At 69.5% G+C, this 26723-nt stretch carries 22 protein-coding genes, 1 tRNA gene and 2 pseudogenes; 13 read left to right on the forward strand and 12 right to left on the reverse strand.

Annotation, left to right across the window (positions count from 1 at the left end; all coding sequences use genetic code 11):
- Positions 1–6: 6 nt before the first annotated feature.
- From ACZ5AJ_RS01300 to ACZ5AJ_RS01310, 3 genes are all read left to right on the forward strand, one after another.
- Positions 7–741: an ABC transporter permease gene (locus ACZ5AJ_RS01300; protein ID WP_464136441.1), complete on the forward strand. Its 735-nt coding sequence runs from the start codon at positions 7–9 to the stop codon at positions 739–741.
- A gap of 139 nt (positions 742–880) precedes the next feature.
- Positions 881–2509 (forward strand): alpha/beta hydrolase, encoded by a 1629-nt coding sequence (locus ACZ5AJ_RS01305; RefSeq protein WP_464136443.1) that lies wholly within the window; start codon positions 881–883, stop codon positions 2507–2509.
- Between the two features lie 279 nt (positions 2510–2788).
- A tRNA-Thr gene (locus ACZ5AJ_RS01310) sits at positions 2789–2861 on the forward strand.
- Positions 2862–3046: 185 nt separating this feature from the next.
- Here ACZ5AJ_RS01310 and ACZ5AJ_RS01315 read toward each other — a convergent pair.
- Both ACZ5AJ_RS01315 and ACZ5AJ_RS01320 read right to left on the reverse strand, forming a co-directional pair.
- Complete coding sequence (locus ACZ5AJ_RS01315) at positions 3047–4045, reverse strand: response regulator transcription factor (RefSeq protein WP_464136444.1); 999 nt, start codon at positions 4043–4045, stop codon at positions 3047–3049.
- Positions 4042–5472 carry a histidine kinase gene (locus ACZ5AJ_RS01320; RefSeq protein WP_464136446.1) on the reverse strand — a complete coding sequence of 477 codons (1431 nt, stop codon included), beginning with the start codon at positions 5470–5472 and terminating at the stop codon, positions 4042–4044. The genes ACZ5AJ_RS01315 and ACZ5AJ_RS01320 overlap by 4 nt, the downstream gene beginning before the upstream one ends.
- A gap of 219 nt (positions 5473–5691) precedes the next feature.
- Here ACZ5AJ_RS01320 and ACZ5AJ_RS01325 point away from each other — a divergent pair, with 219 nt between their 5' ends.
- Both ACZ5AJ_RS01325 and ACZ5AJ_RS01330 read left to right on the forward strand, forming a co-directional pair.
- Positions 5692–6177, forward strand: coding sequence for a Fur family transcriptional regulator (locus ACZ5AJ_RS01325; protein WP_464136447.1), 486 nt, complete (start codon positions 5692–5694; stop codon positions 6175–6177).
- A 133-nt stretch (positions 6178–6310) separates the two neighbouring features.
- Positions 6311–7789, forward strand: coding sequence for a catalase (locus tag ACZ5AJ_RS01330; protein WP_464136449.1), 1479 nt, complete (start codon positions 6311–6313; stop codon positions 7787–7789).
- 165 nt (positions 7790–7954) lie between these two features.
- Here the strand turns inward: ACZ5AJ_RS01330 and ACZ5AJ_RS01335 are convergent, their stop codons facing one another.
- Both ACZ5AJ_RS01335 and ACZ5AJ_RS01340 read right to left on the reverse strand, forming a co-directional pair.
- The gene (locus ACZ5AJ_RS01335; RefSeq protein ID WP_464136450.1) at positions 7955–8338 is read right to left on the reverse strand and encodes a universal stress protein; all 384 of its coding nucleotides are present in this window, start codon (positions 8336–8338) and stop codon (positions 7955–7957) included.
- Between the two features lie 123 nt (positions 8339–8461).
- Complete coding sequence (locus tag ACZ5AJ_RS01340; RefSeq protein ID WP_464136452.1) at positions 8462–9145, reverse strand: lysophospholipid acyltransferase family protein; 684 nt, start codon at positions 9143–9145, stop codon at positions 8462–8464.
- A gap of 321 nt (positions 9146–9466) precedes the next feature.
- On the opposite strand from ACZ5AJ_RS01340, the gene ACZ5AJ_RS01345 reads away from it, so the two are divergent.
- The 4 genes from ACZ5AJ_RS01345 (at position 9467) to nrdE (ending at position 14411) form a co-directional block, all read left to right on the forward strand.
- Positions 9467–10936: a Gfo/Idh/MocA family protein gene (locus tag ACZ5AJ_RS01345; RefSeq protein WP_464136453.1), complete on the forward strand. Its 1470-nt coding sequence runs from the start codon at positions 9467–9469 to the stop codon at positions 10934–10936.
- A gap of 658 nt (positions 10937–11594) precedes the next feature.
- Positions 11595–11852, forward strand: coding sequence for a glutaredoxin-like protein NrdH (nrdH, locus tag ACZ5AJ_RS01350; RefSeq protein ID WP_464136455.1), 258 nt, complete (start codon positions 11595–11597; stop codon positions 11850–11852).
- Positions 11853–11874: 22 nt separating this feature from the next.
- Positions 11875–12273, forward strand: a complete 399-nt coding sequence (gene nrdI, locus ACZ5AJ_RS01355) for a class Ib ribonucleoside-diphosphate reductase assembly flavoprotein NrdI (RefSeq protein ID WP_464136456.1) — start codon at positions 11875–11877, stop codon at positions 12271–12273.
- Between the two features lie 5 nt (positions 12274–12278).
- Positions 12279–14411: a class 1b ribonucleoside-diphosphate reductase subunit alpha gene (gene nrdE, locus ACZ5AJ_RS01360; RefSeq protein ID WP_464136457.1), complete on the forward strand. Its 2133-nt coding sequence runs from the start codon at positions 12279–12281 to the stop codon at positions 14409–14411.
- A gap of 129 nt (positions 14412–14540) precedes the next feature.
- On the opposite strand, the gene ACZ5AJ_RS01365 is transcribed toward nrdE, so the two are convergent.
- From ACZ5AJ_RS01365 to ACZ5AJ_RS01375, 3 genes are read right to left on the reverse strand one after another with little or no spacing between them, the layout of a single operon-like run.
- Positions 14541–15326 carry a hypothetical protein gene (locus ACZ5AJ_RS01365; RefSeq protein WP_464136459.1) on the reverse strand — a complete coding sequence of 262 codons (786 nt, stop codon included), beginning with the start codon at positions 15324–15326 and terminating at the stop codon, positions 14541–14543.
- Positions 15313–15954 carry a hypothetical protein gene (locus tag ACZ5AJ_RS01370; protein WP_464136461.1) on the reverse strand — a complete coding sequence of 214 codons (642 nt, stop codon included), beginning with the start codon at positions 15952–15954 and terminating at the stop codon, positions 15313–15315. Before ACZ5AJ_RS01370 ends, ACZ5AJ_RS01365 begins: the two co-directional genes overlap by 14 nt.
- 60 nt (positions 15955–16014) lie before the next feature.
- Positions 16015–16965, reverse strand: a complete 951-nt coding sequence (locus tag ACZ5AJ_RS01375; protein WP_464136463.1) for a WXG100 family type VII secretion target — start codon at positions 16963–16965, stop codon at positions 16015–16017.
- A 119-nt stretch (positions 16966–17084) separates the two neighbouring features.
- On the opposite strand from ACZ5AJ_RS01375, the gene ACZ5AJ_RS01380 reads away from it, so the two are divergent.
- Both ACZ5AJ_RS01380 and ACZ5AJ_RS01385 read left to right on the forward strand, forming a co-directional pair.
- Positions 17085–17504, forward strand: a complete 420-nt coding sequence (locus ACZ5AJ_RS01380; RefSeq protein WP_464136465.1) for a hypothetical protein — start codon at positions 17085–17087, stop codon at positions 17502–17504.
- A 427-nt stretch (positions 17505–17931) separates the two neighbouring features.
- The gene (locus ACZ5AJ_RS01385; protein WP_464136466.1) at positions 17932–19362 is read left to right on the forward strand and encodes a multidrug effflux MFS transporter; all 1431 of its coding nucleotides are present in this window, start codon (positions 17932–17934) and stop codon (positions 19360–19362) included.
- Between the two features lie 39 nt (positions 19363–19401).
- On the opposite strand, the gene ACZ5AJ_RS01390 is transcribed toward ACZ5AJ_RS01385, so the two are convergent.
- Positions 19402–20472: a permease prefix domain 1-containing protein gene (locus tag ACZ5AJ_RS01390; RefSeq protein ID WP_464136468.1), complete on the reverse strand. Its 1071-nt coding sequence runs from the start codon at positions 20470–20472 to the stop codon at positions 19402–19404.
- Positions 20469–20804, reverse strand: a complete 336-nt coding sequence (locus ACZ5AJ_RS01395; protein ID WP_464136470.1) for a PadR family transcriptional regulator — start codon at positions 20802–20804, stop codon at positions 20469–20471. Before ACZ5AJ_RS01395 ends, ACZ5AJ_RS01390 begins: the two co-directional genes overlap by 4 nt.
- A 282-nt stretch (positions 20805–21086) precedes the next feature.
- Between ACZ5AJ_RS01395 and ACZ5AJ_RS01400 the strand changes: the two genes are divergently transcribed.
- Both ACZ5AJ_RS01400 and ACZ5AJ_RS01405 read left to right on the forward strand, forming a co-directional pair.
- Complete coding sequence (locus tag ACZ5AJ_RS01400; RefSeq protein WP_464136471.1) at positions 21087–22946, forward strand: ribonucleoside triphosphate reductase; 1860 nt, start codon at positions 21087–21089, stop codon at positions 22944–22946.
- Positions 22943–23815, forward strand: a complete 873-nt coding sequence (locus tag ACZ5AJ_RS01405) for an anaerobic ribonucleoside-triphosphate reductase activating protein (RefSeq protein WP_464136472.1) — start codon at positions 22943–22945, stop codon at positions 23813–23815. The genes ACZ5AJ_RS01400 and ACZ5AJ_RS01405 overlap by 4 nt, the downstream gene beginning before the upstream one ends.
- Positions 23816–23978: 163 nt before the next feature.
- Here ACZ5AJ_RS01405 and ACZ5AJ_RS01410 read toward each other — a convergent pair whose 3' ends face one another.
- The 3 genes and pseudogenes from ACZ5AJ_RS01410 to ACZ5AJ_RS01420 all read right to left on the reverse strand — a co-directional run.
- A complete protein-coding gene (locus tag ACZ5AJ_RS01410) occupies positions 23979–24338 on the reverse strand; it encodes a Gfo/Idh/MocA family protein (RefSeq protein WP_464138667.1) in 360 nt (119 codons plus the stop codon).
- A gap of 25 nt (positions 24339–24363) precedes the next feature.
- Positions 24364–25653 (reverse strand): annotated as a pseudogene (locus ACZ5AJ_RS01415) (L-lactate MFS transporter); the annotation flags it as partial.
- A 232-nt stretch (positions 25654–25885) separates the two neighbouring features.
- A pseudogene (locus tag ACZ5AJ_RS01420) lies at positions 25886–26521 on the reverse strand (SDR family NAD(P)-dependent oxidoreductase); the annotation flags it as partial.
- Positions 26522–26723 lie beyond the last annotated feature (202 nt).

The following is a 26723-nucleotide window of genomic DNA, read 5'->3' on the forward strand; positions in this document are numbered from 1 at the left end:
ACGACCATGCGACCCGATATCGACATCCGCGGATACCTCGACACCCGCGGCACCGCCATCACCCTGCTCGTCAGCGTCCTCGCGCTGATCGGCACCGCCGCCCTCGCCGGGCTGATCCAGCCCGCCGTGATGGAGCCCGGCACCTCCGACGTCTCGCTGACCATGGCCATGCTCGGCCTGCCGCTGTCCCTCATCACGCCGATCATCGCCGTGGTGATCACCGCGGGGGAGTGGTCCGACCGCTCCGTCCAGGTCACCCTCCAGCAGCGGCCCGGCCGGCTGGGGGTCATGGCGTCCAAGACGATCGCCGCGCTCGTGGTGATCGGCGTCGTGCTCGCGGCGTCCATCGGCCTGGCCGCCCTGTTCACCTGGATCGGCGGGGACCTGATGGGCGAGGGAGCCGTCTTCAGCTCCATGGACGACGTCCTGACCTCCCAGCTGGCCGTGCACGCCGCGATCGCTCTGTTCTCGATCGCGATGGGCCTGGTGACCCAGTCGACCGTGCTCGGACTGATCGCAGCGATCGGCGTGCCCTTCGTGGTCTCCACCGCCGCGGGCATCGCCATGATGCTCGGATCCGAGGCCGTCACGGACGTGCTGCGCGCGCTCGACCTGCAGACCGCGGCGTCCCTGTTCGGCGAGGGCGAGGCCGGGGCCTTCGAGCTCCTGCCGCTGCTGATCCTGGTCGTGCTTCCCGTCGCCCTGGGCGCTCGCCGCTGGTCTGTGCGCGAGGTCGGCTGATCCCGTCGGCCCCGACTCCTAGGATGGGCGGGCCGCGGCTCGTGCCGCTGCCCGCCCCAGCTCGGTCCGCATCCCAGCCCTGCGCGCACCGGCGCCGCTTCCCGACCCCGCTTCTCGACCTCGCTTCCCAGGAGCATCCATGCACGTCGCCCGCCCGTCCCGATCCCTGCGCCAGTCCCTGGCGGGCATCGCGCTCGCCGCCCTGCTGCTGGCGGGCTGCACACCGGGGGACGGGTCCGACGGTTCGGGGGCGTCGGACTCCTCCGACGGGCAGGCGGCCGACGAGCGGGCGCTCGCCGAGACCGGCACCTCGACCGCGGAGCTGGACATCGATCCCGCCGCCGACGACGCCTACGCCGACTACTACGGGCAGGACGTCGTGTGGATGGGCTGCGACGAGGACGTCCGGGCCGAGGCCGGCGCGACCGTGCAGTGCGCGAGCGTGACCGTCCCGATCCGGTGGGATGACCCGTCGGCCGGCGACATCGAGATCGCCCTCGTGAGGGTCCCGGCGAGCGGCGGCTCCTCCCAGGGGTCCCTGTTCGTGAACCCGGGCGGTCCGGGCGTCTCCGGCGTCGACTACGTCGCGGCCGTGGGCGGCACCCTCTTCGGCCAGGAGGTCCGCGAGGACTACGACATCATCGGCTTCGACCCCCGTGGGGTCTCCCGCTCCGACGGGATCCAGTGCCTCTCCGACGAGGAGACCGACGAGTACAGGGCGGCCACCTACGACGCCGGCACCGCCGACGGCATGCAGACCTCCATCGACTGGATGGCGAAGGTCGCCGATGCCTGCCAGGAGGGCTCCGGTGACATCCTGCCCTCCCTCGACAGCCTCTCCGCCGCCCGCGATATGGATGTGCTGCGCGCCGCCGTCGGCGACGAGTCCCTCAACTACCTGGGCTTCTCCTACGGCACATATCTCGGGTCCCTCTATGCCGACACCTATCCCGAGCGCGTGGGACGGTTCGTGCTCGACGGCGTCATGGACCCCTCCCTCGATCTCAACGAGATCGGCGAGGGGCAGGCCGCCGGCTTCCAGGAGACCGCCGTCGCCTTCGGCGAGTTCTGCCTCGAGCAGGAGGACTGCCCGTTCACGGGGGAGACGGGGGAGGAGGTCGCCGAGCAGCTGACGGCGTTCCTCGACGGGCTCACCGATGAGCCCCTCCCGACCGGCGATGAGGACCGCCCCCTGACCGGATCCCTCGCCGTCACGGGGCTGCGCTCGCTGATGTACGCCGACGAGTACTGGACCTATGCCCTCAGCGCCGTCGTCGACGCGGTCCACGGCGACGGCTCCACGCTCCTCTACTACGCCGACTCGGCCGACGGACGGACCGCCGACGGCAGCTACTCGAACAACTCCGTGTTCGCCTTCAACGCCATCAACTGCCTGGACCATCCGGGTGTCGCGGACCGCGACTGGCAGCTCGAGGAGACCCAGCGGATGCTCGAGGCCTATCCCGACGCCGGCTTCACCGCCTACGCCCAGGCGCTGTGCGATCAGTGGCCGGACCAGCCCGTGCGGGATCCCGCACCGGTCTCCGCGGCGGGCAGCGACCTGATCGTCGTGGTCGGCACCACCCACGATCCCGCCACCCCCTACGCGTGGTCCGAGTCCCTCGACGATCAGCTGGAGAACTCCACGCTCATCACCTTCGACGGCTACGGGCACACCGCCTACGGCCGCAGCGGCGGCTGCGTCGAGGAGGCAGTGGACGCCTACCTCGTCGACGGCACGGCACCGGAGGAAGGACTCACCTGCTGACCAGCTGACGGGGTGCCCGCCTGACCAGCTGACCGGCCGCGGAGCTGGCTGGCAGACCGCCTGACCAGCTGACCGGCCGCGGAGGTGACCCACCAGTCTTCGGCCTTCGAGCTTGAGGCATCAGGCATGGGGCGTGGGGCATCAGGCGTCAGGGGTCAGGCATCAGGCATCAGCCGCTGGGCATAAGGGCTCGGGTGTGACGTGTCGCTCGTCGCTCCGCTTTGCGTCCGTGGCCTCGGCTCTCGTACAGTGGTCCGGTCCGCCTCGTGCGGCGGGCGCGCCGCCTTAGCTCAGTCGGTAGAGCGATTCACTCGTAATGAATAGGTCGCCGGTTCGATTCCGGCAGGCGGCTCGACAGGTCAGCACATGAATCGGCCCCCTCAGGGATATCCCGAGGGGGCCGATTGCGTCCATCGTGTGTCCATCCGACACCCAGCTCGGATCTTGGGCCAGATCGTGCGTCCGGCTCGGGCGTGTCATCGGTGGGACCGGTCGGCTCGGCAGTGTCGGATGCCGTCGTCGCGGAGCAGTGTCCGTCTACCGCCGCTTGAACGTCGGTTGAACGGTGGTAGACGGACACTGCTCGTTGGCGGCGTTGGCGGCGTTGGCGGCGTTGGCGGCGTTGGCGGAGCTGGCGGGGTTGGCGGGCGGGGGAGTCGCGATCCCGAGCTCGAACGCCCGCAGTGCCAGGTGAAGTCGGGAGTCGCAGCCCAGCTTCGCCAGCACGGAGGAGACGTGCGACTTCACCGTCGACTCCGAGATGCCGAGCTCGCCACCGATCGCGGCATTGCTCCGGCCCGTGCACACCAGCGACAGCACGGCGGCCTCGCGGCGGCTGAGGCCCAGATCCGCGGCATCCCGTGCGAGCGCCCTGTGCCCGACGGCCCTGCGGGCGACGTCGGGACTGTCAGGATGGACGTCGGGCCTGTCAGGATGAGAGCCGGCGCGCCCGGCTTCGGGTGCACCGGCATCTCCGGCTTCGGGTGGTTCGGCGTGTCCGACGACGGCGCCGACGAGCTCAGGGCTCAGCAGGGCGACGGTGCGCTGCGCGGCCGCTCGGATCGAGGCGGTCAGGGCGTCGGGACCGGCGGTCTTCAGCAGGAAGCCGGCGGCGCCCGCCGCGAGGGCCTCCCGCACCTGCTCGTCGGTCCCGAAGGCGGTCAGGACCAGCACGGCGGGGGAGCGTCGGTCGGAACCCGTATCGCCCTCGCCGCCCACGTCCTTGCCATCGTCGCCCGTGCCCGTGCCCGTGCCCGTGCCCGTGCCCTGGGCAGTGCCGGGCCTCCTGTGGCCCTTGCGAGCGGGGCCTAGGCGGGGGACGGGCTCCTGCAGGAGGCGGGTGGCGTCGATGCCGTCCATGCCGGGAAGACTCAGGTCCATCAGCACAACGTCGATGTCTCTGTGCTGAGCGACGTCGAGCGCCTCCTCGGCGGTGCCCACGCTCGCGACGAGCGACAGGTCGTCTGCCTCGGTGATGCATCCGGCGAGCCCTCCGCGGACGATCGCGTCGTCGTCGCACACGAGAACGGAGATCATCGCACCTCCGAGGCGAAGGTCTGCAGCAGGATCCTCACCCGGGTGAGGAAGGTGCGTCCGTCGTCGTCGGCCGTGAGGGATCCGCCGACGACCGCAAGGCGCTCGTGCAGGCCGATGAGCCCCCAGCGCGACCGTACGGGGCTGTCCAGAGGGAGGGAGGGCTCCTGCATGATGCCGTTGAGGACGACGAGCTCGAGCAGGAGACCTGCTCCATCGCCTCGATCACCGCCATCGCCTCCATCACCGCCCTCGCCTCCGTCACCGCCCTCGCGCTCGATCGATGCGAGGTCAGGGGCGAGGCCGGGATCAGGATCGAGGCCGGGATCATGGTCGAGGCGGGGGACGAGGTCGAGCAGGATGGCCACGCTGCAGCTGCGATCGCCATGGCGGCGGATGTTCTCCTCGATCTCGTCGAGGCTGTGGCGCAGCAGGTCGGTTCGGTCGGTCGGGGCAACCAGGTCGGTGCATGCGCCCTCGCAGGAGACCTCGGCACGGAACCCGTCGGCCAGGAGCCGCAGACGCATGCGTTCGAGCAGCACGTCCGATGAGGTGGCATCCTCGCCTTGCGGGCCGGGTCCACGGGCGGCGCTCCATGTCCCATCGGCGCTCCATGTCCCATCGGCGCCCCAACTCCCATCGGCGCTCCATATCCCACCTGCGCTCCGCGGACCGAGGGCGTCGAGCTCACTCGCATCGTTCGGACGCAGCGCATCGAGCAGGACGCGCATCGCCGCTGCTCCTTCACGGGCGGTGGCGGCGATGCGATCGAGGGCGAGCGCGTCGTCGGGGTCGAGCGGATCGAGGCGGGAGCGCTCCTCGGCGAGGATCGCGACGCGGGCCATGGCTCGAGCTCCGGTGTCGTGCAGCTCGCGAGCGATGGCGCGACGCTGCTCCGCGAGGTCCTCCAGCCGTCGGGCGCGTTCGAGTCCCGCCCTGCGGATCAGCAGGCTCACCCAGGTGCCGACCAGGAGGGCGGCCGACTCGATCAGGATGCCGCCGGTGAGCGCAGCGAGCATGTCGGACCCGCCGACCTCGGCCAGGAGGCAGGAGACGATGTCGAGGGCGAGATGGCTCATCGCCGCGAGGACGGACAGGATCAGATGCCCGTGGGCCGCCGCGGAGGCGACCGCCACGGGACTGGCCAGCATGATGGGGCTGAGGTGGCCCGGCGGCTGCGCGACAGTCAGCAGCAGGACGACACCGATGAGCGCGCAGGCGATCAGCGGCCGTCGGAGGCAGAGGCCGACGGCGATGCAGAGCAGCAGCGCCGCGCCTGCGGCCCCCGGTCCCTCGCCGAGAGCGACGGGAACGGTCGCGGCCGCGACCGTGCACATGACCAGGACGGCCGCAGCCCTTCCATCCGGGCGCAGTGCGCGGACCACGGGCCGTCGTCGGACCGTGGTCGCGGTGTCGGACGGCGCGATCACGCGCACCAGAGTAATGGCATGACGCGCCGGAAAAGAGCGATGATCCTCAAGAGGGTGCAGGATGGTGCGGACTGCGCGCCCCCGACATGCGGTTCCGACCCTCTGACATGCAGTCCCTGCGCCCGTCATGAGCCGCCCCAGTGCCCGCCGCGACATGCCTGATGTCTGGATCGCCGCGCTTAATGGAACTAGTCCAGAAACGATGCTATGGTGGCGACCATGACGAGCACCGATCACTCCGCAGCACTGCGAGATGCGGGTCTGCGGGTCACCGCCCCCCGTCTCGCCGTCCTCGAAGCGATCGAGGAGCTCCCGCATGCCGATGCGGACGCCGTCGCCCAGGCGGTGCGCGACAAGCTCGGCGCGGTCTCCCGGCAGGCCGTCTACGACATCCTCAACGCCGTGACCGATGCGGAGATCGTCCGCCGGGTGACGATCGGCAGTCGCAGCATGCGCTTCGAGATGCATCGCCACGACAACCATCACCACCTGGTGTGCTCGCGGTGCGGTCGGCTGGAGGACGTCGCCTGCGTGGTGGGGGAAGCTCCGTGCCTGGCCCCGAGCGACGACCTCGGCTTCGAGATCGAGGTCGCCGAGGTCGTCTTCCGCGGCGTCTGCTCCGACTGCCGGGCCGAGGCGTCGGCTGCCGCGGGAGCCGACGAGGCCGGGGGGACCGCGGTCCCCGCTCGATCCGCCCCCGCCTGATCCGCATCCCCCCTTCCGCGGCCCGAGCGCTCGAGCCCGAGTCGTCGGACCCCGAATCCTCCTGGTGCTCCCCGCCCAGGCGTCCATCCGTCCCAGAATCTGTCATATCGTCAGAAAACTCGAGGAGAAGAACATGACCACGTTCGATCCGTCCGTCCCGTCCACCACGGAGTCCGGTGCTCCCCGTCAGAACGACGCCCATTCGCTGAGCGTCGGCGCGAACGGCCCGCTGCTGCTGCACGACGTGGCACTGGTCGAGAAGCTCGCCCGCTTCGACCGCGAGCGCATCCCGGAGCGCAGCCCCCATGCGAAGGGCTCGGGTGCGTTCGGCGAGCTCGAGATCACCGAGGACGTCTCCCAGTACACGAAGGCCGGAGTGTTCCAGAAGGGCACGAAGACCCCGATGCTGGCGCGCTTCTCCACCGTCGCCGGTGAGCTGGGCTCTCCCGACACCTGGCGCGATGTGCGCGGTTTCGCGCTGAAGTTCTACACCCAGGACGGCAACTTCGACATCGTCGGCAACAACACGCCGACGTTCTTCGTCCGCGATCCCATGAAGTTCCCCGACTTCATCCATTCCCAGAAGCGCACCCCGGATTCGGGTGTCCGCAGCGCGCACATGCAGTGGGACTACTGGACCCTCTCCCCGGAGAGCGCCCACCAGGTCTCCTATGTCATGGGCGATCGGGGACTGCCGAAGTCCTGGCGTCACATGAACGGGTACTCCTCCCACACCTACATGTGGGTCAACGAGGCCGGGGAGAAGTTCTGGGTCAAGTACCACTTCCTGACCGAGCAGGGCCTGGAGTTCCTCACCAACGCCGAGGCCGACGAGCTCGCGGGCAAGGACGGCGACTACCACCGTCGCGATCTGTTCGACTCCATCTCCCGGGGCGACTTCCCGTCCTGGCGGGTCGAGGTTCAGATCATGCCCTACGAGGACGCCAAGACCTACCGCTTCAACCCCTTCGACCTCACCAAGACCTGGTCGAAGAAGGACTACCCGCGCATCCCGGTGGGCCGGTTCACGCTGAACCAGAACCCGGTCAACCACTTCGCACAGATCGAGCAGGCCGCGTTCAGCCCCTCGAACACCGTTCCCGGCACCGGCATCTCGCCCGACAAGATGCTCATGGCCCGCGTGTTCTCCTACCCGGACGCGCAGCGCAACCGTCTGGGCACGAACTTCAACCAGCTGCCTGTGAACCGTCCGGTCGTCGCCACCAACTCCTATGACAAGGAGGGCGCGATGAACTTCTTCCACACCGGCGACGCGCCGGTGTACGCGCCCAACTCGTACTCCCGTGCATGGCAGGACGAGCAGGGACCGGTCGACAACGGCTGGGAGGCCGACGGTGAGCTCGTGCGCGCCGCCTACACCCTGCACGCCGAAGACGACGACTTCGGCCAGGCCCACACCCTGGTCCGCGAGGTCATGGACGACGCAGAGCGCGGCCGCCTGATCGACACCGTCTCCGGCATGATGGGCGACGTCCACGAGCCGGTCCTCTCGCGCGTCTTCCAGTACTGGAAGAACATCGACCAGGAGGTCGGCGAGGCCATCGAGAAGAAGGCTCTCGAGGGTCGCGGGGACGACGTCCCCGGCGCCTGATCGGACCCCGTCCTCGCCAGGTTCAGCACCTGCGAGGCCTGGACGCCCGGGCGCTGACGACGGAAGCGGCCCGCCCCTCAGGGGCGGGCCGCTTCTCCGTCCGGTTCCGCAGTGCTTCCGGTCCGCGGTGGTCCGGACTGCGGTGGTCCGCGCGGGCGGGTCGGCTCAGACGACCATGACCTCGCTGCGCGCGGACAGCAGGAGCTTCTGGATGGTCAGGCCGAGGAGGTGGCGGCCGAGGTCGCGCTGCCGACGGATGCCGATCACCAGGAGCTCGGCGTCCTCGGTGTCGACGAGGTTCAGCAGCACCTCCGCGATGTCGTCATGAGTGTGCTCCTGGCGCAGGTCCACGCGGACGGAGGCTCCGCGCAGCACGTCGCGCGCGATCTCCAGCTGCCGCTCGTCGGCATGGCGCGGATCGTCGGAGACCCCGTCGCGCACGACGTTGACGACGATCAGCGGCCCGCCGCGGCGCTCGGCCTCGGTGCGGGCGGCCTCGAGCGCCTTGAACCCCACCTCGGTCGGGATGAATCCGACGACGACAGCCATGGTGCACTCCTGCGTTGCGCTCAGCGGTTCTGCTCGGACCGTCGCCGGGTTCGCCGACGGGCCCGCTCCGATCCTACGGTCTGCGGAGGCGTGCGATGCACGCAGCGGTCCCGGACCGTCGACTCACACCTGATGCTCATGGCCGGGATCCGGCTGGACGATGCTCGAGCGCCGCTGACCGGACAGCTTCTGGATCTCGTCCATGATCAGCGAGGTCATCTCGCGCCGACGACGCCCCTTGCTGAGCGAGCCGTCGATGCCGCTGAAGTCCACGGGGCTGCCCACACGCATCGTCAGCAGCCCGCGATGGGGGAACTCCGAGGGATCGAGGAGATGCGGCGTGCCTTTGAGGCCCACCGGGATGACCGGGCATCCGGACTCCAGCGCCAGCCAGGCGGCGCCCTGCTTGCCGGGATGCAGCAGGCCGTCCTTGGAGCGGGTGCCCTCCGGATAGATCCCGAAGCCGTCGCCGCGACGGAGCACCTCGAGCCCTGCCTGCAGCGCCCCCTTGCCGGAGGACAGCGCCTGACGGTCCAGGGGGACAGCACCCACCTCGTTGAAGAACCACTTGACGATGCGGCCGCTGATGCCCTTCTTCTTCCAGAAGTCGTCCTTCGAGACGAAGTGCACGGGGCGCGGGAACAGCACGGGGATCAGGAAGCTGTCGATGTTGGCCAGATGGTTCGAGGCGACGATGAAACCGCCCTCGCGGGGTACGTTCTCCAGGCCGGTGACGCGCGGACTCCACAGCAGCTTGACCGGCGGGATCACGGCGGCGCGCGCACCGATGTAGAAGGCCGAGGGCACCTTGTTCCTCCAGGATCAGTGGTCAGGGGGCTCCACGATAGCTCCGCCGGAGGGCCGTCCCGGTCCCTGTCCGATGCGGTGTGAGGCACTCGCCGCACCGGGCTCTCCGCCTGGTCGGGGACGGTGCGCGGAGGGGGTCCGGTCCGCTGTGCGGCTCCCCGCGGTCGGGACCCGGGCGTCGGCCGGCGCTCGCGGGTCCGTGTGGTAGAACAGCCCCAGCGCGTCGCGCCGGCCGCGGAGCGGCGCCGGAGGGCCCAGGAGCTCCTGCGGCGACCTGCGCGCGCCCGCCGCCGCCCTCCGTCGAGCCGAGGAGCATGTCCGATGCCCAAGACCCTGAACATCGCCGTGATCGGCGCCGGAACCATGGCGCAGGCCGTGCACCTGCCGGTGCTCCGTCGGCGCTGGGACCGCTTCGCCGTCGCGGCGCTGGTGGACCATTCCGCGCGGCGCCGTCGGGAGTCCTCCGAGGTGTGGGGCATTCCCGAGAAGAAGCGCTTCGAGACCGTCGCGGATCTGATCGCCGCGGTGCGCGCGAAGGAGGTCGAGCTGGATGCCGCCCTGCTGTCGACCGACGGCCTCCATGTCGAGGATCTCCTGCAGCTCCTGCGGCGCGGCATCCCGGTGCTGGTGGAGCCTCCGCTCGGCTTCTCCGCGGAGGAGATCTCGCGGGTCGCCGACTTCGAGCGCATGACGGGCCGCAGCCTGCTCATGATGGCGTACCCGCAGCAGCACGACCCGTCGGTCGGCCGCATCGCCGAGCAGATCGCCGTCAAGGACGTGCGGATGATCGACTACGAGGTGCTGATGCCGGCGAGCCAGCCGCTCTTCGGCGGCGCCCATGTGACCACCTCGGCCTACGACCTCCCCTCCGAGAAGCGCTCGGCGCGCCGCACCGCTCTGCAGGAGGCCGTCGTCGCGGGAGCCGGTGACGGCGCGACGCAGCGCGACCGCGACCTGTATGTGAAGGGTCTGCTGACGGGCGTGGCCCATCAGCTGGCCGTGATCGAGCGCGTCTACGGTCCGGTCACCGAGGTGCGGGCCGTGCGGCACTGGCCCAAGGGCGTCATCCCCGGATCCATCGAGCTCCTGGGCGAGCTCGGCGGAGGCGGTCAGGTGCGCGTCGTGTGGCACTACCTGCCGTTCGCTCCCGAGTACTCGGAGAAGCTGCAGATCCTGTCGGCGCGGCGGCGGATGAACCTCGAGCTCTTCGCGCCGTCGCATGGCGACCGCCGCTCGACGATCTCCCTGCGCGAGAAGAAGTCCGGTGTCATCACCGAGTCCTCGACCGTCGCGAACGTTGGCTCCGCGGAGGCGATGTGGGAGGCGTTCCATGCCTTCGTCGAGAAGGGCAAGGGGCCGGTCTTCGGCTCTGCGCAGGAGCTGGAGCAGGTGACTGTGCTGCGCCAGGTGCTGACCGCGATCGTCGAGGGAGAGGGCCGCTCGCTCGAAGCGGAGCCGGAGCCGGCACCGGAGGAGGCGCCGGTGCAGGAAGCCGCGCCGGAGCAGGAGAGCGCAGCGGAGTCCGAGGAGGGGCCGGCACTCGAGAGTGCACCGGAGCCCGAGCCGGAGCCGGCATCGGAGAGCGCGACGGATGAGGAGCGCACCGAGGACGAGGGGCGCACGGCGGTCGACGGTCCGTCCGCAGGCGGCGATGAGCTGCCCGAGCCGACGAACCCCACCACGCCCATCGACGCCTGGAACCTCGAGGAGGCCGACGGCACGGCAACCGGGGATCCGGCCGACGGGCGGGATGCGGCGCAGGCCGACGAGCAGCAGGCTTCACGGAGCTGACCGCGGGTCCGCCCGCAGGCTTCGGGCCGCGCTCGACCGCGGCACAGCAGGGGCGGGGGCTCCACGTCGATGGAGCCCCCGCCCCTCGCTCTGCGGGAGATCGGGCACCGAGGCCCGACACGCCGGCCCCGTGACCCGATACGCCGGCCTTGTGATCCGACACGCCGACGCCGTCGCGCGACACGCCCAGGAGAAGGGTCACTCGAAGCGTCTTCCGGGGCTCGCCGACGGGCTTCCGGAGGCTCTCGTCCACCGTGCGCGAGCTCGGCATCAGGGTCCGTCCACAAGGGCATGAACCGCACGTCCTCGATGTTCGTCGTGCGGGGGCTCGTCCGTCCCCAGTGCTCCCGATCCATCCACAGCCCATCAACATCCGAGTGTGGATGACACGCCTGTAGTTCAGTACATCTTGTGGTCGTGGCATAGGGGCACCACTAGGTGTAGTGTTGATGGAGTCGCAGCGATCCACCGCTCCCCGCGGATCGTCGGCTCGTGGATCGCCTCTCAGGAGGCGTCATGAGCTGGCCTGACAGGGGGCGGTGGGACGATGGCGGCACAGCTCTCGGACCGTCAGGGACGATCCCCGGGCAGTCCGAAGCAATCCGATCTTCCCTCCTCATCGCGCCGCCGGGCGCGGCGCTCGAGAAAGGCCCTTCCCGTGGACATCACCGTGTACTCGAAGCCCCTCTGCGTGCAGTGCGACGCCACCAAGCGAGCCCTCAGCAAGGCTGGCGTGGACTACTCCGTCGTCGACATCACCGAGGACGCCGATGCGCTCGCGAAGGTGAAGTCGCTCGGCTACGTGCAGGCGCCCGTGGTCATCACCTCCGAGGACCACTGGTCCGGCTTCCGTCCCGACAAGATCAAGGCGATCGCGGCCGCCTCCGGCGAGCAGCGCCGGAGCGCCGCCATCTGAGCGCGAGGGAGGAGGCGTCGGCGTGTCCACGCTGGTCTACTTCTCCTCGGTGTCCGGGAACACCCATCGCTTCGTCGAGAAGCTGGGTCTCCCGGCTCATCGCATCCCGCTGCATCCCAAGGACGGCCCCCTCGTGATGGACGAGGAGTACGTCCTGATGGTCCCGACCTACGGCGGGGGCAACGGCCGTGGTGCCGTGCCCAAGCAGGTCATCAAGTTCCTCAACGACGAACGCAACCGGAGTCTCATCCGAGGCGTCATCAGCGGGGGCAACACCAACTTCGGTGAGGCCTACTGCCTGGCGGGGGACATCATCTCCGCCAAATGCCACGTCCCGCACATGTACAAGTTCGAACTCCTGGGCACCCCGCGCGACGTCCAGCGGGTCCATGACGGATTGGAAGAGTTTTGGCGACACTGACAGAGATGCCTCCTGTCGAGCACAACAAGCAGCTCGACTACCACGCGCTCAATGCGATGCTGAACCTCTACGGAGCCGACGGCAAGATCCAGTTCGAGAAGGATCGCCTGGCGGCCCGCGAGTACTTCCTGCAGCACGTGAACCCCAACACGGTGTTCTTCCACTCCCTGCGCGAGAAGCTCGACTACCTGGTCGAGAACAACTACTACGAGAAGGCCGTCCTCGACCAGTACGACTTCTCGTTCATCGAGTCGCTCTCGGATCAGGCCTACGCGAAGAAGTTCCGCTTCCCGACCTTCCTCGGCGCGTTCAAGTACTACACCTCGTACACGCTCAAGACGTTCGACGGCAAGCGCTACCTCGAGCGCTTCGAGGACCGCGTCGTCATGGTCGCGCTCACCCTCGCTCGCGGTGACGAGGCCCTCGCGCGCGACCTGGTCGAGGAGATCCTCGACGGTCGCTTCCAGCCGGCCACCCCCACCTTCCTGAACGCCGGCAAGGCTCAGCGCGGAGAGCTCGTCTCGTGCTTCCTGCTGCGCATCGAGGACAACATGGAGTCCATCGGGCGCTCCATCAACTCCGCTCTGCAGCTGTCCAAGCGCGGTGGCGGGGTCGCCCTCCTGCTGAGCAACCTGCGCGAGTACGGTGCCCCGATCAAGCACATCGAGAACCAGTCCAGCGGTGTCATCCCCGTGATGAAGCTGCTCGAGGACTCCTTCTCCTACGCGAACCAGCTCGGTGCCCGCCAGGGCGCCGGTGCGGTGTACCTGCATGCGCACCACCCGGACATCATGCGGTTCCTCGACACCAAGCGCGAGAACGCCGACGAGAAGATCCGCATCAAGACCCTCTCCCTGGGCGTCGTGATCCCGGACATCACCTTCGAGCTCGCCAAGAACAACGAGCCGATGTACCTGTTCTCCCCGTACGACGTGGAGCGCGAGTACGGCAAGCCGTTCGCCGACATCAACGTCTCCGAGCACTACCGCGAGATGGTCGACAACCCACGGATCGCCAAGAAGAAGATCCGCGCCCGCGAGTTCTTCACGATCCTCGCGGAGATCCAGTTCGAGTCCGGCTACCCGTACATCATGTTCGAGGACACCGTGAACCGGGCCAACCCGATCCCCGGCAAGGTCACGCACTCGAACCTGTGCTCGGAGATCCTGCAGGTCTCCACCCCGTCGGAGATGAACGTCGACCTCTCCTACGATGCGATGGGCCGTGACATCTCCTGCAACCTGGGCTCGCTGAACATCGCCAAGGCGATGGACTCCCCGGACTTCGCCACGACGATCGCCACCGCGATCCGCGGTCTGACCGCGGTGTCGGACACCTCCGACATCGAGTCCGTGCCGACGATCGCCGAGGGCAATCGCAAGTCCCACGCCATCGGCCTGGGCCAGATGAACCTCCACGGCTACCTCGCCCGCGAGGGGATCCACTACGGATCCGAGGAGGGCCTGGACTTCACGAACATGTACTTCTACGCGGTCACCTACCAGGCCATCCGGGCCTCGAACACGATCGCCAAGGAGCGCGGCGAGGTCTTCCACGACTTCGAGAACTCCAAGTACGGCACCGGCGAGTACTTCGACAAGTACATCGACGAGGCCTGGGAGCCGCGCACGCAGAAGGTCCGCGACCTGTTCGCCGACTCCTCCGCCCACCTGCCCACGCAGGAGGACTGGAAGCAGCTGCGCGACGACGTGAAGAAGCACGGCATGTACAACGCCTACCTGCAGGCGGTCCCGCCGACCGGCTCGATCTCGTACATCAACCATTCGACGAGCTCGATCCACCCGATCGTCTCCAAGATCGAGATCCGCAAGGAAGGCAAGATCGGGCGCGTCTACTACCCGGCGCCGTACATGACGAACGACAACCTCGAGTACTACGAGGATGCGTACGAGATCGGCTACGAGAAGATCATCGACACCTACGCCGAGGCCACCAAGCATGTGGACCAGGGGCTGTCGCTGACGCTGTTCTTCCCGGACACCGCCACCACGCGCGATGTCAACAAGGCGCAGATCTACGCATGGCGCAAGGGCATCAAGACGCTCTACTACATCCGCCTGCGCCAGATGGCCATCGAGGGCACCGAGGTCGAGGGCTGCGTCAGCTGCATGCTCTGACCGGTGACCGGTGACCGGTGACCGGTGACCGGTGACCGGTGACCCGGCCGCGGCACGGGGAGCCCGGATGACGAGAGGCCCGGACGAGGAGGAATCCTCGTCCGGGCCTCTCGTCATGCCCAGCACCTCTCAGCGGCGGGGCGCGAGGATCGAGACCAGGCGACGGGCGGCGCCTGTGGGATCGGTCCCGACGAGCCGAGGCTGCGCCCCGTCCGCCTCGAGGATCAGCCGCCTGCCGCGCAGGAGCAGCGTCTCGGCCGTCGATGCTCGCGCCGTGCCGTCGGGCCGGAACCGCGACACCCTCGCCGCCTGCGGTGGGGCTTCCTCCAGATGCGGGGCCAGGGAGGGCGGGAGAGCGCGGGATGAGCGGATCACCGCGTCCCAGGCCTCGCTGCGGGCTGTGCTGTCCTCGACCCACAGGCCGGCCGCGGTCTCGCCGGAGAGGCCGACGACGATCCCGGCCGGGAGAGTCTCGACAGGGGACAGGGCGCACAGCCGGAGAACCACCCCGGGCAGCATCTCCGTCGGGAACAGGGAGAGCTCCGCAGGGGCAGCACCACCCGGAGTGCTGTTCCGTGGAGCGGCATCGGCCGGAGCGTCGAGAACCTGGGCGTCTGCGGCTGCATCCGCGAGCTCGCTCCAGCGCACCGCCCCGCTGCGTGACAGCACGATGCGGTGCCGTCGGAGGGTCCCGGGCGAGGAGAGTTCGACGTCGACGCGCCCCGCCGGGGCTGACAGCACAGCGCGGAGTCGTCGCAGGAGGTCCTCCGAGGGGCGCTGCTCGCCCGGTCCGAGGAGTCCCGGAGCGACGTCCATGCTCGCCGGATCAGAGTGCGCGAGGCAACGGTGAAGCTCACGGATCTGCTCGCGCGACCCCTGGATGCTCAGGGGATCGGTCTGCTCATCGTGCAGCATCGGTGCCCTCCTTCCTCCATGACGAGGCGATGGCGTCGAGGAGCGCGCCGTGGGCCGCATCGACCGTCGGGACGGTCGTGATCGTGAGCGTCACGCCTGCACCGGCGAGCATCCGGGCCCAGTGACGCAGGAGGATGGTGGATCCGCTGGCATCGGTCGCAGCGAGCATCCGGTACCAGGCAGGGCCCGGAGCATCGGGGGATCCTCCCCGTGTCTCGTCGGGTCCGCCGATGGCTGCGGCGGCCGGTCTCGCGAACCGGGGGTCGTCGGGCAGGACCAGGCGGTCGTCGAGCACCTGGACGTCAGCTATCGCGCTGAGCTGCCGGGCCCTCACCTCGTCCTGCCAGGACTGCAGGGATGAGCCTGCGGGGAGCGACGTGGAGACCACGACCGCATTGGTCTCGACGGCGCTGGAGAGGGTGCGGCAGTCGCCCAGGACGGCGAGGACCGAGCCTGGGGCGCCGAGGTCGTCGGGCGTCTGCGGCGGGGAGAGCTCATTCCAGGAGTCGGGCACCTCGAGACGCATCGGGGGAGGCCCGGGGATCCTGACGGTCCGCAGCGGTGCTCCGTCGGGCGGGATCCCGTGGGACGAGGGTGCCGTCTCGGGGATGCGTGCGGTGGTGGGCATCTGATCAGCCTAGAGGTCGAGGGAACGGGCGGTCCGAGGGGTGCGGGCGGGTCGAGGGCTTCAGTCCAGGAACGAGTCGACGAGGGCGTCTGCGGTCGTCGCACCGAAGTAGCTGCCGACGACGTCTCCGACGATCCCGCCGACGACGGCTCCGGCTGCGACGCCTCCGGTGGCCCCGGCGGCCGCGCCCGGGACAGCGCCGACGCCGGCCGCAGGAGCCCCGGCCACGGCACCGGCGCCGCCGCCGAAGAGGCCGACGACGCCTGCACCGAGGGTCCCTCCCAGGTAGCCGCCGACGGCGCTGCCCGCCAGGGAGCCCCCGAAGCTGGCCCCGCCGTCCAGCACGGCCCGACCGAGGCGCTCGCCGATCGACAGGTCCGTGCGATCGGCGTCGTCGTTCCAGCGGTCCACGCCGGCCATGACACCGGTGAAGGCGTCGCCGATCATCGGGATGAACGCCGGCACCGATCCCTTGCCGAGGGCGAACTCCCCGAAGTTCTTCGCGAAGCTGTGGACGCCGGAGATCAGACCCCCGGAGGCGTCGACGCCGTCGATGCCGACGTTCTCCTTCCAGTTGTCCCAGAACTCTCCGAAGGAGATGTCGCCCCAGTCCGCGCCGAGGAAGCCCGCCGAGACCGGCGACGGCGGCGTCATGGGGGCCAGTCCGCCGCCGATGCCGGGAGCACCGCCGATCCCGGCGCCGAGCCCGGCTCCGATCGCCCCGCCCAGCGCATCGGCATCCGAGGCGTCCTCCTGCTCCTCGATGTTCTGCAGGAGCTGCTCGCGACGGGAGTGCAGATCGGAGATCGCGGCGGTCAGCTGCGGCTGCGTCGATCCCCGGAAGGAGGCGAGGAAGGCTTCGGCATCCGGACCGATCCAGCTGGTGCCGACGATGGCATCGATCCGGCTGGTCAGCTCCTCGAGGATCGTCTCGAAGGACCGTGCGCGCTCGGACACCAGGGAGGCGAGATCGCTCGCCCCCGCGGTGTCCATCCCCTGGAAGCCTGTCATGGGCTCGTCTCTCCCCGCTCGTCAGCTGCTGGCCCTCCGAGGCTAGGGAGCCGGCTCCCGTGAGTCGATGGGGAGGACTGCCCATCGGGTCGGGCGTCCCGGGATGCGACGATGGGGCCATGGACCCCCTGGCATCGCTCGCAGCCCTCGCCCTGCTCGGCGTCGGCTCCGTGCTGCTGGGACTGTCCGTCTGGAGCCGCGCGGGCAGGAGCCCGGCCTCTCGCGCCTGGGCGCGACGGGGGTCGGCCGTCGGGGCGGGCCATGACTATCGGGAGTCCGTCGTGCTGGTGGTGGTGCCGATGATCGGGCAGCTGTGCCTCGTCGGCGGAGTCCTCGCGGCGCTGGGCTCGATCGACGCCGTGCACGGCGCAGCGCTCGGCACGCTGATCGGTGCGGTGGTGGTCGTGGAGATCGTCCTGTGCGTCGTGCTGCTGGCGGTGACCTCCTACCGTGCGGTGATGCCGCTGTGGATCTATCCCGCCTGGCTGCGGGAGGACCGGCGTCGGCAGCGCGAGAGGATCCGCGCCGCGCACAGATGAGCTCGGTCCGACGTCCTTCTCTGGGACGGGCTGCGGAGGCCGACGACGGAGGACCGGTGGGGCAGAGGCGGGGCGTCGGGGCCGTGAGACGCATGTGCCCCAGCGCACCGGCGAACGCGCGTGACGGACGGGGGACGGCGTAGTAGGTTCTTCTTGCAGCGCACGCGTCCCGTCGCTGAATAGATCTGCCGTCGGCCCCGCCGTCTCGCGACCCGATCGTCGGGCACATGCTCGGGCTCGTCGCCCACCCGGCCGCCGTCGACCGAATCCCTCCCCAGCACCACCCTCTCCTTCCCTCGTACCGCCGTACCCTTCCCGCTCCGCCCTCGGGCGGCGGGAGCTGCGGTCGCGGCACCGTCCCCTCGCGGTCCGGCGACCGCACGACGCCATCCGACCCCTCACTGAGCCCAGGGCGACCCCTCTGCACATGAACGTTCACGACGACTACGCGCACTCCGACTCCACCTCCGACCGCAGCCGCATGACCGGCCAGGTCCCGACCACGACCGGCCAGGTCCCGACCACGACCGGCCAGGTCCCGACGACGACGGGGCCGCTGCCGACGATGACCGGCGGCATCCCGGTCCTCGAGGACCTCGCCGATCGGGACATCGCCCATCTCCCCAGCGAGCAGGACCTGTCGCGCACGCGCTCGAAGGTCACCGTCATGGTGATCGCGGTGCTGACCACGCTCAGCGCCATCGGTCCGCTCGCGACGGACATGTACATCCCGGCTTTCCCCGAGGTCACCGATGCGCTGTCGACGACCGCCGCGAGCCTGCAGCTGACGCTGACCGCGTTCTTCGTAGGCACGGCGGCCGGCCAGATCGTCGCCGGCCCGCTGTCGGACCGGACGGGGCGGCGCTTCCCGCTGCTGCTGGGCATCATCCTGTGCCTGGTCGGGTCGATCGTCTGCGCGCTCGCACCGAACGTGACCGTGCTGCTGATCTTCCGCGTGCTCCAGGGCATCGGCGGCGGCTTCGGCATGGTGCTCGGACGTGCCGTCCTGATCGACATGACCGACGGTCCGGAGCTGTTCCGGGTCATGAACATCATGCAGGGCGTCGGCGGTGTCGCCCCGATCGTCGCACCCCTGCTGGGCGGGCTGATCCTGCTGGTCGGGCAGTGGCGCGAGGTCTTCTGGGTGATCGCCGGGATGTCGCTGATCTCCCTGATCGGGGTGATCTTCCTGATCCCCGAGTCGCTCCCGGTGGAGCGTCGGCATGCAGGAGGGTTCCGGACCTTCGTGCGCAATGCGCGCACCCTGCTGGGCCGACGGAACTTCACCGGCTACATGCTCGTCAACGCCTTCTCCGCCTTCGGTCTGATGGCGTACGTGTCCGCGAGCTCCTTCGTGCTGCAGTCGATGCTGGGCTTCTCCTCGCAGCAGTACTCGATCGCCTTCGCGATCAACTCCGTCGGCATGATGACGATGTCCCTGGTCTCGGCGAAGCTGACCGGACGCTACGATCCGCGCAGGCTGATCACGGTGGGCCTGTCGATCGTCGCGGTCGCAGCGGTCGCCCTGCTGATCGGCTCGGTCTTCTTGGGCACCCCGGTGTGGATCGTGCTCCCGGCGTTCTTCCTGACGGTCGCCCCGCAGGGTCTGATCTTCGGCAACGGTGCGGCGATGGCCTCGCAGGAGGCCACGGACTTCGCGGGCACCGGTTCGGCGCTGCTGGGGCTGGGCTTCTCGTTCTCCGCGGCGATCTCTGCACCGCTGGTGGGCCTGGCGGGCACCAGCTCCTCGCTGCCCATGGCGATCGCGATGGTCGCGGGCGTGGCCATCTCGATCACCTGCCTCGTGGTCACCGGCCGGGGCGCCGGACGCTCCCCGCGGGGTGCCGCGACAGCCTGATCCGCGCCGGGCGCTGCGGCGGCCTGATCCGCGGCGGGCTCAGCGGCGAGGGCTCGTCGTGCGGTCCTGGGCGAGGGCGGCCGAGACGCCCCAGAGGGCGCCGTAGAGCACGCCGGCGATCGGCCAGACGATCCACGTGATGTCCCAGTCGCCGGTGGTGAAGCTCCAGGCGAGGTAGATGGCGGAGGCGATGGGCCAGTACACGGCTGCGATCACGCGGATCGCGGGGGATGAGCTGTGCTCGAGGGACTCGGTCTCCTTCTCCATCTCGTGCAGCAGGGTGTCGCTCACGTGATCTGCCCAGGCGGCGAAGAACAGGATGAACAGTCCCAGCGCGACCATCGCCAGGGTGATGCAGACCCCCAGCAGCGGGAGCGCCGAGTCCCGCGCGTCGTCGGCGATCAGACCGGTGACCACGACGGGGATCGCGCACAGGATCCACAGCGCGATCGCGGAGGCGACCGCGCCGACGGTGCGGCGCCGGGTCTCCCGGCGCAGGTCCTCGGCGAAGACGCGCACCTGACGGGTGAGGGTGAAGCGATGCTCCTCGATGTCCTCGTAGTCGGCCAGGCGAGCCCCGTGCAGGATCAGAAGCAGTATGCCCAGGCACACCAGGACCAGCAGCAGCACGAGCCCCGTGCCCACGGCCCAGAGGCCGGGATCGGAGTCTGCCGAGGCGGCCTGGGACAGGCCGATGAGGCCCAGCAGCGGCACCGGGGACAGCACGAACAGAGGGATCGCGAGAGCGGGCCTCCACCGGGCGGAGCGGACGGCGGCGACATAGCCGTGGACGCGCTCCATGTCGAGCGCCGGCGGGCGCTCGTCGGCGGGCGGGAAGGGGGCGCCGGCCCCGTCGGACCCGTCGGCCCCTGATCCGGAGTCGGCGCGACCGAGCTCGCGCTCGATGCCGAGCTCACCGGCGACCTCGTCGAGGCTCCCGAAGTCGGCGATCACCCGACCGACGGCCTGGGACTCGGTCAGTCCCTCGCCCATCAGGCCCTGCAGCTGGTCCTCCATGAGGGCGCGCAGCTCCGTGCGGGCCTCGAGCATGCGGGGCGAGGAGGGGTACGGGGAGAACAGCGTGTCGAGGTAGGAGTCGATGACGGTCATGACGGGCCCTGCCCTTTCGCGAAGTGGTCGACGAGATCACGGGTGCTGCGCCATTCGGTGCGCTTGGCCTCGAGCTGCTGCTCGCCGAGGGGGGTGAGGGAGTAGTAGGTGCGGGTCCTACCGGTGTCCGAGACGGCGTCCCTGCTGTCGAGGAGGCGCTGCGTCTGCAGGCGCTTGACCGCCGTGTACAGGGTGGTCTGCTTGATGACGTACTCGCCGCCGGAGCGATCGGCGATGGTCTTGGAGATCTCGTAGGCGTAGGAGGGCCGGGCCTCGAGGATCCCGAGCACGATCAGGTCGATGTGCCCGCGGATCGCGTCGGCTCCGATCATGGGGGTTCTCCTCTCCGCGGGGTGCCGGTGGCGCTGAGGGTCCGGCGGCTCCTCTTCTGCCGAGACCTCTCCCGCACCCCCTCATGCTCTGTTCACCGTACTACGGCAGACGTAGTACGACAAGGGGACCATCCGGTGGTCGGGCCCTAGGTCCCGGAATGCGGGGCCGAGTGAACCCTTCGACCACAATCCCTTGGGGTGTCGGCGTGGCGGGACCCCAACATGTTGTGTCTCGGTCGTAGCGTGGCAAGCCCGCAGTCCCCGTGAGATCAGGAGAAGACCATGACCGCTGCGACCCCCGCGACCGCCTCCGTCGACGCGACGACCCGCACCCTCGTCGACCCCGTCGCCACGATCTCCGAGTACGTCGACCGCTCCGACTGGAGGGTGAACGCGAATGCCAACCAGGGCTACTCCGTCGGCGGCCTCATCCTCAACGCCGCCGGGAAGATGACCGCCACCTACTGGCTCGACGAGGTGTTCAGCCCCGAGGCCGCCCGCGCGCATCGCGAGGGCGACATCCACATCCACGATCTCGACATGCTCGGCGGCTACTGCGCCGGCTGGTCGCTGCGGGCCCTCCTCGAGGAGGGCTTCAACGGCGTGGCGGGGGCGATCGCCGCGCGTCCGCCGCGGCACTTCTCGTCGGCCTGCGGGCAGATCGTCAACTTCCTGGGGACGCTGCAGAACGAGTGGGCGGGCGCCCAGGCCTTCAGCTCCTTCGATACCTATATGGCGCCGTACGTCCGTCTCGACGGCATGGAGTACGCCGAGATCCGCCAGTGCATGCAGGAGCTCATCCACAACCTCAACGTCCCCAGCCGCTGGGGGTCGCAGTGCCCCTTCACCAACCTGACCTTCGACCTCGAGTGCCCCGAGGACCTGCGCGAGCAGCATCCGATGATCGGCGGCGAGCCCTGCGACGTCGCCTACGGCGAGCTGCAGCAGGAGATGGATCTGATCAACCGCGCCTACATGGAGGTGATGACCGAGGGCGACGCCGACGGCCGGGCCTTCACCTTCCCGATCCCCACCTACAACATCACCCGCGAGTTCGACTGGGACTCGGAGACCAGCGAGAGGATGTTCGCGATGACGGCGAAGTACGGTCTGCCGTACTTCCAGAACTTCATCAACTCCGACCTCGACCCCGGCATGATCCGCTCCATGTGCTGCCGCCTGCAGCTGGACCTGCGCGAGCTGCTCAAGCGCGGCAACGGGCTGTTCGGCTCGGCGGAGCTGACCGGCTCGATCGGTGTGGTCACGGTGAACATGGCGCGCCTGGGATACCTCCACGCCGGTGACGAGCAGGCGATGCTCGCCGAGCTCGACCGCCTCCTCGACCTGGGGCGCGACACCCTCGAGCGTCGCCGGGCGACCGTCCAGGAGCTCATGGACGGCGGGCTGTACCCGTACTCGAAGCGGTACATGGGGCACCTCGGCAACCACTTCTCCACCCTCGGCGTGAACGGCATGAACGAGATGGTCCGCAACTTCACCTCCGACGTGCACGACCTGCGCGACGACGAGGGTCAGGCGATGTGCCTGCGGATCCTCGACCATGTGCGCGAGCGGATGGTCGAGTTCCAGGAGGCCACCGGCAACCTCTACAACCTCGAGGCCACGCCCGCCGAGGGCGCCACCTACCGCTTCGCCAAGGAGGACCGCGCCCGCTTCGACCGGATCATCACCGCCGGAACCCCGCAGAACCCCTACTACACGAACTCCTCGCAGATCCCCGTCGGCGCGACCGAGGACCCCTTCGAGGCGCTCGAGCTGCAGGAGGAGCTGCAGGCGAAGTACACGGGCGGCACCGTGCTGCACCTGTACATGAACGAGGCGATGAGCTCGGCCGAGACCTGCAAGGAGCTGGTGCGCAGGGCCCTGACCCGCTTCCGGCTGCCCTACCTCACGGTGACGCCGACCTTCTCGATCTGCCCCACCCACGGATACCTCAAGGGCGAGCAGCTCGAGTGCGAGCACTGCGGTCAGGCCTGCGAGGTGTGGACCCGGGTGATGGGCTACTTCCGTCCGGTCGCGTCGTTCAACATCGGCAAGAAGGGCGAGTATGCCGAGCGCACCTTCTTCACCGAGCAGGCGGCCTTCACCGAGCAGGCGGCGAGCATCGGGGGCGCGCGGTGACGACGCGCTCCGCGGTGCGGCCGACGGGACGGACGCCGTCGGCCGCACCGGCCCGCCCGGGCCCGTCGGCAGGCGCGGATCCGTCGGATCGTCCGGGCCCGTCGGCCGACGATCTGGCGATCGCGGGACTCGTGCCGCTGTCGACCGTGGACTGGCCCGGGAAGCTGGCGGCGACGGTGTTCTGCCAGGGCTGCCCATGGCGCTGCACCTACTGCCACAACACCGCGATCCTGGATCCTGCGGTGCCGGGCGCCGTCCCCTTCTCCCAGCTGGAGGTGCTGCTGGCGCGCCGGCACGGTCTGCTGGACGGCGTCGTGCTCAGCGGGGGAGAGGCCACCAGCCAGCATGCCCTGGTCCCGGCCGCGCGGAGGATCCGAGAGCTCGGCTTCGGCGTCGGACTCCACACGGGCGGTGCCTACCCGTCGCGCCTGCGCACGCTGCTGGGCCTGGACCGGGAGGGCCGGCGCCTCGAGGAGCCGCTGGTGGACTGGATCGGCTTCGATGTGAAGGCCGCTCCCGGGGGCTACGACGCGCTCGTCGGCCGCACCGGCGCGTGGCGGAAGGCCGAGGAGTCCCTGCGGATGCTGATGCGCTCGGGGTCCGACGGGTCGGCGGCGGTCGCCCATGAGCTGCGGATGACGGTCACCCCGGCGCTGCTTCCGCAGGTGCCGCAGGTCGTGCGGCTGGTCAGCGAGGTCGGCGGGGACCATCTGGTGCTGCAGCGCGCCCGGCCCGACGGCGCCGAGGAGTCGTTCGCCGCGCAGCTGGGGGCGGTCGCGGACTGGCCGGAGCGCTTCACGCGCGCGGCCGATGCCGCCGAGGCTCTCGGCCGGGGGCTCGGGATCAGGATCGGCCGACGGACGGGCTGACGCGCTCGCAGGATCCGCTGACGGCCGGCGACCGGCTGACGGCCGGCGACCGGCTGACGGCGAACGGCGACCGGCTGACGGCGAACGGCGAACGGCGACCGACGGACGGGCCGAGGGGCCGACGGGGACGTCCCCGTCGGCCCCTCAGCCCATCCGGTCAGGATCAGAGCTGCAGGTCAGGATCAGAGCTGCAGGTCGATCGCGCGAAGGCCTCGGCGTCCTCGAGGTCGTCGCTGATGGGCTTTTCCACCAGTGGGACGATCCCGCGGGCCATGGCCGCGCGGGCCAGCGGGAGATGCAGATGGTTGGGGGTGACGATGATGACGCCGTCGGGTGCGGCCCGGTCCATCATCTCCGCGGGATCGAGGAAGAAGGGGACCTGATGGGCGTCGGCGACGGCGCGACCGGACTCGACGACGTCGGAGATCGCGACGAGCTCGACCTCCGGCTCCTCGGTGACGAAGCGGATGTGGTTGCGGCCCATGGCGCCGGCGCCGATGACGGCGATGCGTGCTGCGGACATGATGAGGGGACCTCTCTGAGGGATGCGGTGGAACGGCGGTGCTCCGACGGTCCACGACCATCAGGACCACGGTCAGCACGATGCCGATCAGCCCGATCGCGGCGGCGCCGTAGAACGCGTCCTGGTAGGCGTGGCGGCCCGCGCCCTCGTCCTTGAGCATCGAGGCGATCGGGGAGGAGATCCAGGTCGACGCGGCATAGCCGAGGAACGTGATCCCGTAGTTGATGCCCAGGTGGGAGGTGCCGAACGTCTGCGCGGTCAGCGGAGGATAGATGACCAGCAGGGCCCCGAAGCTGAAGCCGAGGACCACCAGGCAGGCGAAGAAGAACGCGGTGCTCGTGGCGATGCTCATCGCCAGCAGCGCCAGGATGGTCGCGCACAGCATGATGATCAGCGCGACATAGCCGCCGAGCTTGTCGAACACGACGCCGAAGGACAGCCGTCCGACGAAGTTCGCCAGCGTGTTCACGGTGACCACGGTGCCGCCGATCGCGAGAGCCGTCGCCGAGGCGGGATCGTCGAACAGCTGGACCTGGGCGATGCTCGCCACCGAGCCCACCAGCATCGTCCCGGCGGTCGCGGCTGCCGCGAAGATGACGAACAGCACCCAGAAGCGCGGGGTGCGGAGCATTCGGGAGGGACCGAGATCGCCGAGGGTGCCGTCCGTGGCCGATGTCCCCTCCGGCGGAGTCCATCCCTCGGGCGTCCAGTCCGGTTCGGGGGAGCGCGTGAACAGGGCGGCCCCGGAGATCGTCACGAGGAACAGACCGCCGAGGATCATCAGGGCCGTGGAGATGCCGAAGCGGGGGATGAGGAAGGATGCGGCGAAGGGGGAGAGGACGGCCGGGCCCAGGGTGGAGCCCGCCAGCAGGATCCCGGAGATCTGTCCGCGGCGATCGGGGAACCAGCGCTGCCCGGTGGTCAGCGCCGGGTTGTAGCCCAGCCCGTTGCCGATGGCGGCGATGAGGCCGAAGGAGATGTATAACAGGGCGACGCTCTCGACGAGCCCGGTGAGGAACCAGCCGGCCCCGTACACGACGCCGGAGAGCAGGATGACGTTGCGGGGACCGATCCTGTCGGTGATGCGGCCGGCGAAGATGCCGGTCAGCGCCATCACGGTCTGGAAGACCGAGTAGGCGAGCATGACCGTCGCCTCGTTCCAGCCGTTCTTCTCGATCAGCGGTCCGCGGATCACGGAGAACAGGGCGATCGAGGAGACGAAGAACAGGACGATGAACGCCGCCGGCACGATCTGCCGACGATCGAAGGCGCGGCCGGAGACCGGGACGCTCGGCGTCGTCGCGGGGGCGGTCATCGATCCGCCCCCGCTTCCGCGGTCGCGGACTCGAATGCGGTCGCGGACTCCGACGCTGCGTCGGCGTCGCCGTCGGCCGCGTCGGACCACAGCGCGACGCCGCGGTCGCGCAGGTGCTTCTCGGCGTACTCGCGCCGGCCGCCCGGCTTCGGGGTGAGGTCGCCATCATGGTGGAGAACCCGCCGTCGACCGCGATCTCGGTTCCGGTCGTGAAATCGGATCGCGGAGAAGCCAGAAATGCGACCGCATTGGCGATGTCGGACACTTCTCCGATGCGTCGCGTCGCGATCAGGCGCGAGCGCCCGGACTCCACCTCCGGATCGGAATAGAAATCGGCGGACATCGGCGTCTTGACGAAGCAGGGATTCACCGTGTTCGACCGGATCCCGAACGGACCCCATTCGGCGGCGAGAATCTTCGACATCAGGTTCACGCCGGCCTTGGACGAGCTGTATGCACCGGAGTACGTCTCCGGGGTGTGGGAGGCGACCGTGGAGATGTGCACGAGGCGCCCCGACCGCTGGCGGATCATCACCCGCCCCACGCGCTGGGACATGAGGAAGGCGCCGGTGAGGTTCAGGTCCAGCACAGCCTTCCAGTCCTCCAGGGGAAGGTCCTCCATCGGAGCGAACCGCAGGATGCCTGCGGTGTTGACCAGCACATCCACCCGTCCGAAGTCCGCCACCACCGCATCGACGAGAGTGTCGACGGAGGCCTCGTCGGTGATGTCGGCGCGATACCCGCGGGCGGTCGTGCCGTGCTCGGCCTCCAGGGTCCGCGCGGCCTCGTCGAGCCGCTCCTGGGGGAGGACCACCAGCGCGAGGCGCGCTCCGTTGCGGGCGAGCTCCCGGCAGATCTCGGACCCCATCCCTCCGAGTGCTCCGGTCACGATGCAGACATCGTCGTCGATTCTCAGCCGGCCGCTCACGGCACGCCTCTTCTCATGGGTTCAGGTGGCGGGCGCGCTTCGCGAGCAGGCTATGGGGAATGCTCGTCCCGAGGAGTTCGGACGACCGCCGCAGTGGGAAAGTGCTTACACGGTATGCGGGTGAGCAATTCCACTTCTGGAC

It is taken from the genome of Brachybacterium zhongshanense (assembly GCF_055385755.1).

Bases quoted from the DNA above. Each gene is read 5' to 3' on its own strand.
- ACZ5AJ_RS01300 (WP_464136441.1), top strand. From the start codon at position 7: ATGCGACCCGATATCGACATCCGCGGATACCTCGACACCCGCGGCACC.
- ACZ5AJ_RS01305 (WP_464136443.1), top strand. From the start codon at position 881: ATGCACGTCGCCCGCCCGTCCCGATCCCTGCGCCAGTCCCTGGCGGGC.
- ACZ5AJ_RS01315 (WP_464136444.1), bottom strand. From the start codon at position 4,045: ATGATCTCCGTTCTCGTGTGCGACGACGACGCGATCGTCCGCGGAGGG.
- ACZ5AJ_RS01325 (WP_464136447.1), top strand. From the start codon at position 5,692: ATGACGAGCACCGATCACTCCGCAGCACTGCGAGATGCGGGTCTGCGG.
- ACZ5AJ_RS01330 (WP_464136449.1), top strand. From the start codon at position 6,311: ATGACCACGTTCGATCCGTCCGTCCCGTCCACCACGGAGTCCGGTGCT.
- ACZ5AJ_RS01335 (WP_464136450.1), bottom strand. From the start codon at position 8,338: ATGGCTGTCGTCGTCGGATTCATCCCGACCGAGGTGGGGTTCAAGGCG.
- ACZ5AJ_RS01345 (WP_464136453.1), top strand. From the start codon at position 9,467: ATGCCCAAGACCCTGAACATCGCCGTGATCGGCGCCGGAACCATGGCG.
- nrdE (WP_464136457.1), top strand. From the start codon at position 12,279: ATGCCTCCTGTCGAGCACAACAAGCAGCTCGACTACCACGCGCTCAAT.
- ACZ5AJ_RS01365 (WP_464136459.1), bottom strand. From the start codon at position 15,326: ATGCTGCACGATGAGCAGACCGATCCCCTGAGCATCCAGGGGTCGCGC.
- ACZ5AJ_RS01370 (WP_464136461.1), bottom strand. From the start codon at position 15,954: ATGCCCACCACCGCACGCATCCCCGAGACGGCACCCTCGTCCCACGGG.
- ACZ5AJ_RS01375 (WP_464136463.1), bottom strand. From the start codon at position 16,965: ATGACAGGCTTCCAGGGGATGGACACCGCGGGGGCGAGCGATCTCGCC.
- ACZ5AJ_RS01380 (WP_464136465.1), top strand. From the start codon at position 17,085: ATGGACCCCCTGGCATCGCTCGCAGCCCTCGCCCTGCTCGGCGTCGGC.
- ACZ5AJ_RS01385 (WP_464136466.1), top strand. From the start codon at position 17,932: ATGAACGTTCACGACGACTACGCGCACTCCGACTCCACCTCCGACCGC.
- ACZ5AJ_RS01390 (WP_464136468.1), bottom strand. From the start codon at position 20,472: ATGACCGTCATCGACTCCTACCTCGACACGCTGTTCTCCCCGTACCCC.
- ACZ5AJ_RS01395 (WP_464136470.1), bottom strand. From the start codon at position 20,804: ATGATCGGAGCCGACGCGATCCGCGGGCACATCGACCTGATCGTGCTC.
- ACZ5AJ_RS01400 (WP_464136471.1), top strand. From the start codon at position 21,087: ATGACCGCTGCGACCCCCGCGACCGCCTCCGTCGACGCGACGACCCGC.
- ACZ5AJ_RS01410 (WP_464138667.1), bottom strand. From the start codon at position 24,338: ATGTCCGCAGCACGCATCGCCGTCATCGGCGCCGGCGCCATGGGCCGC.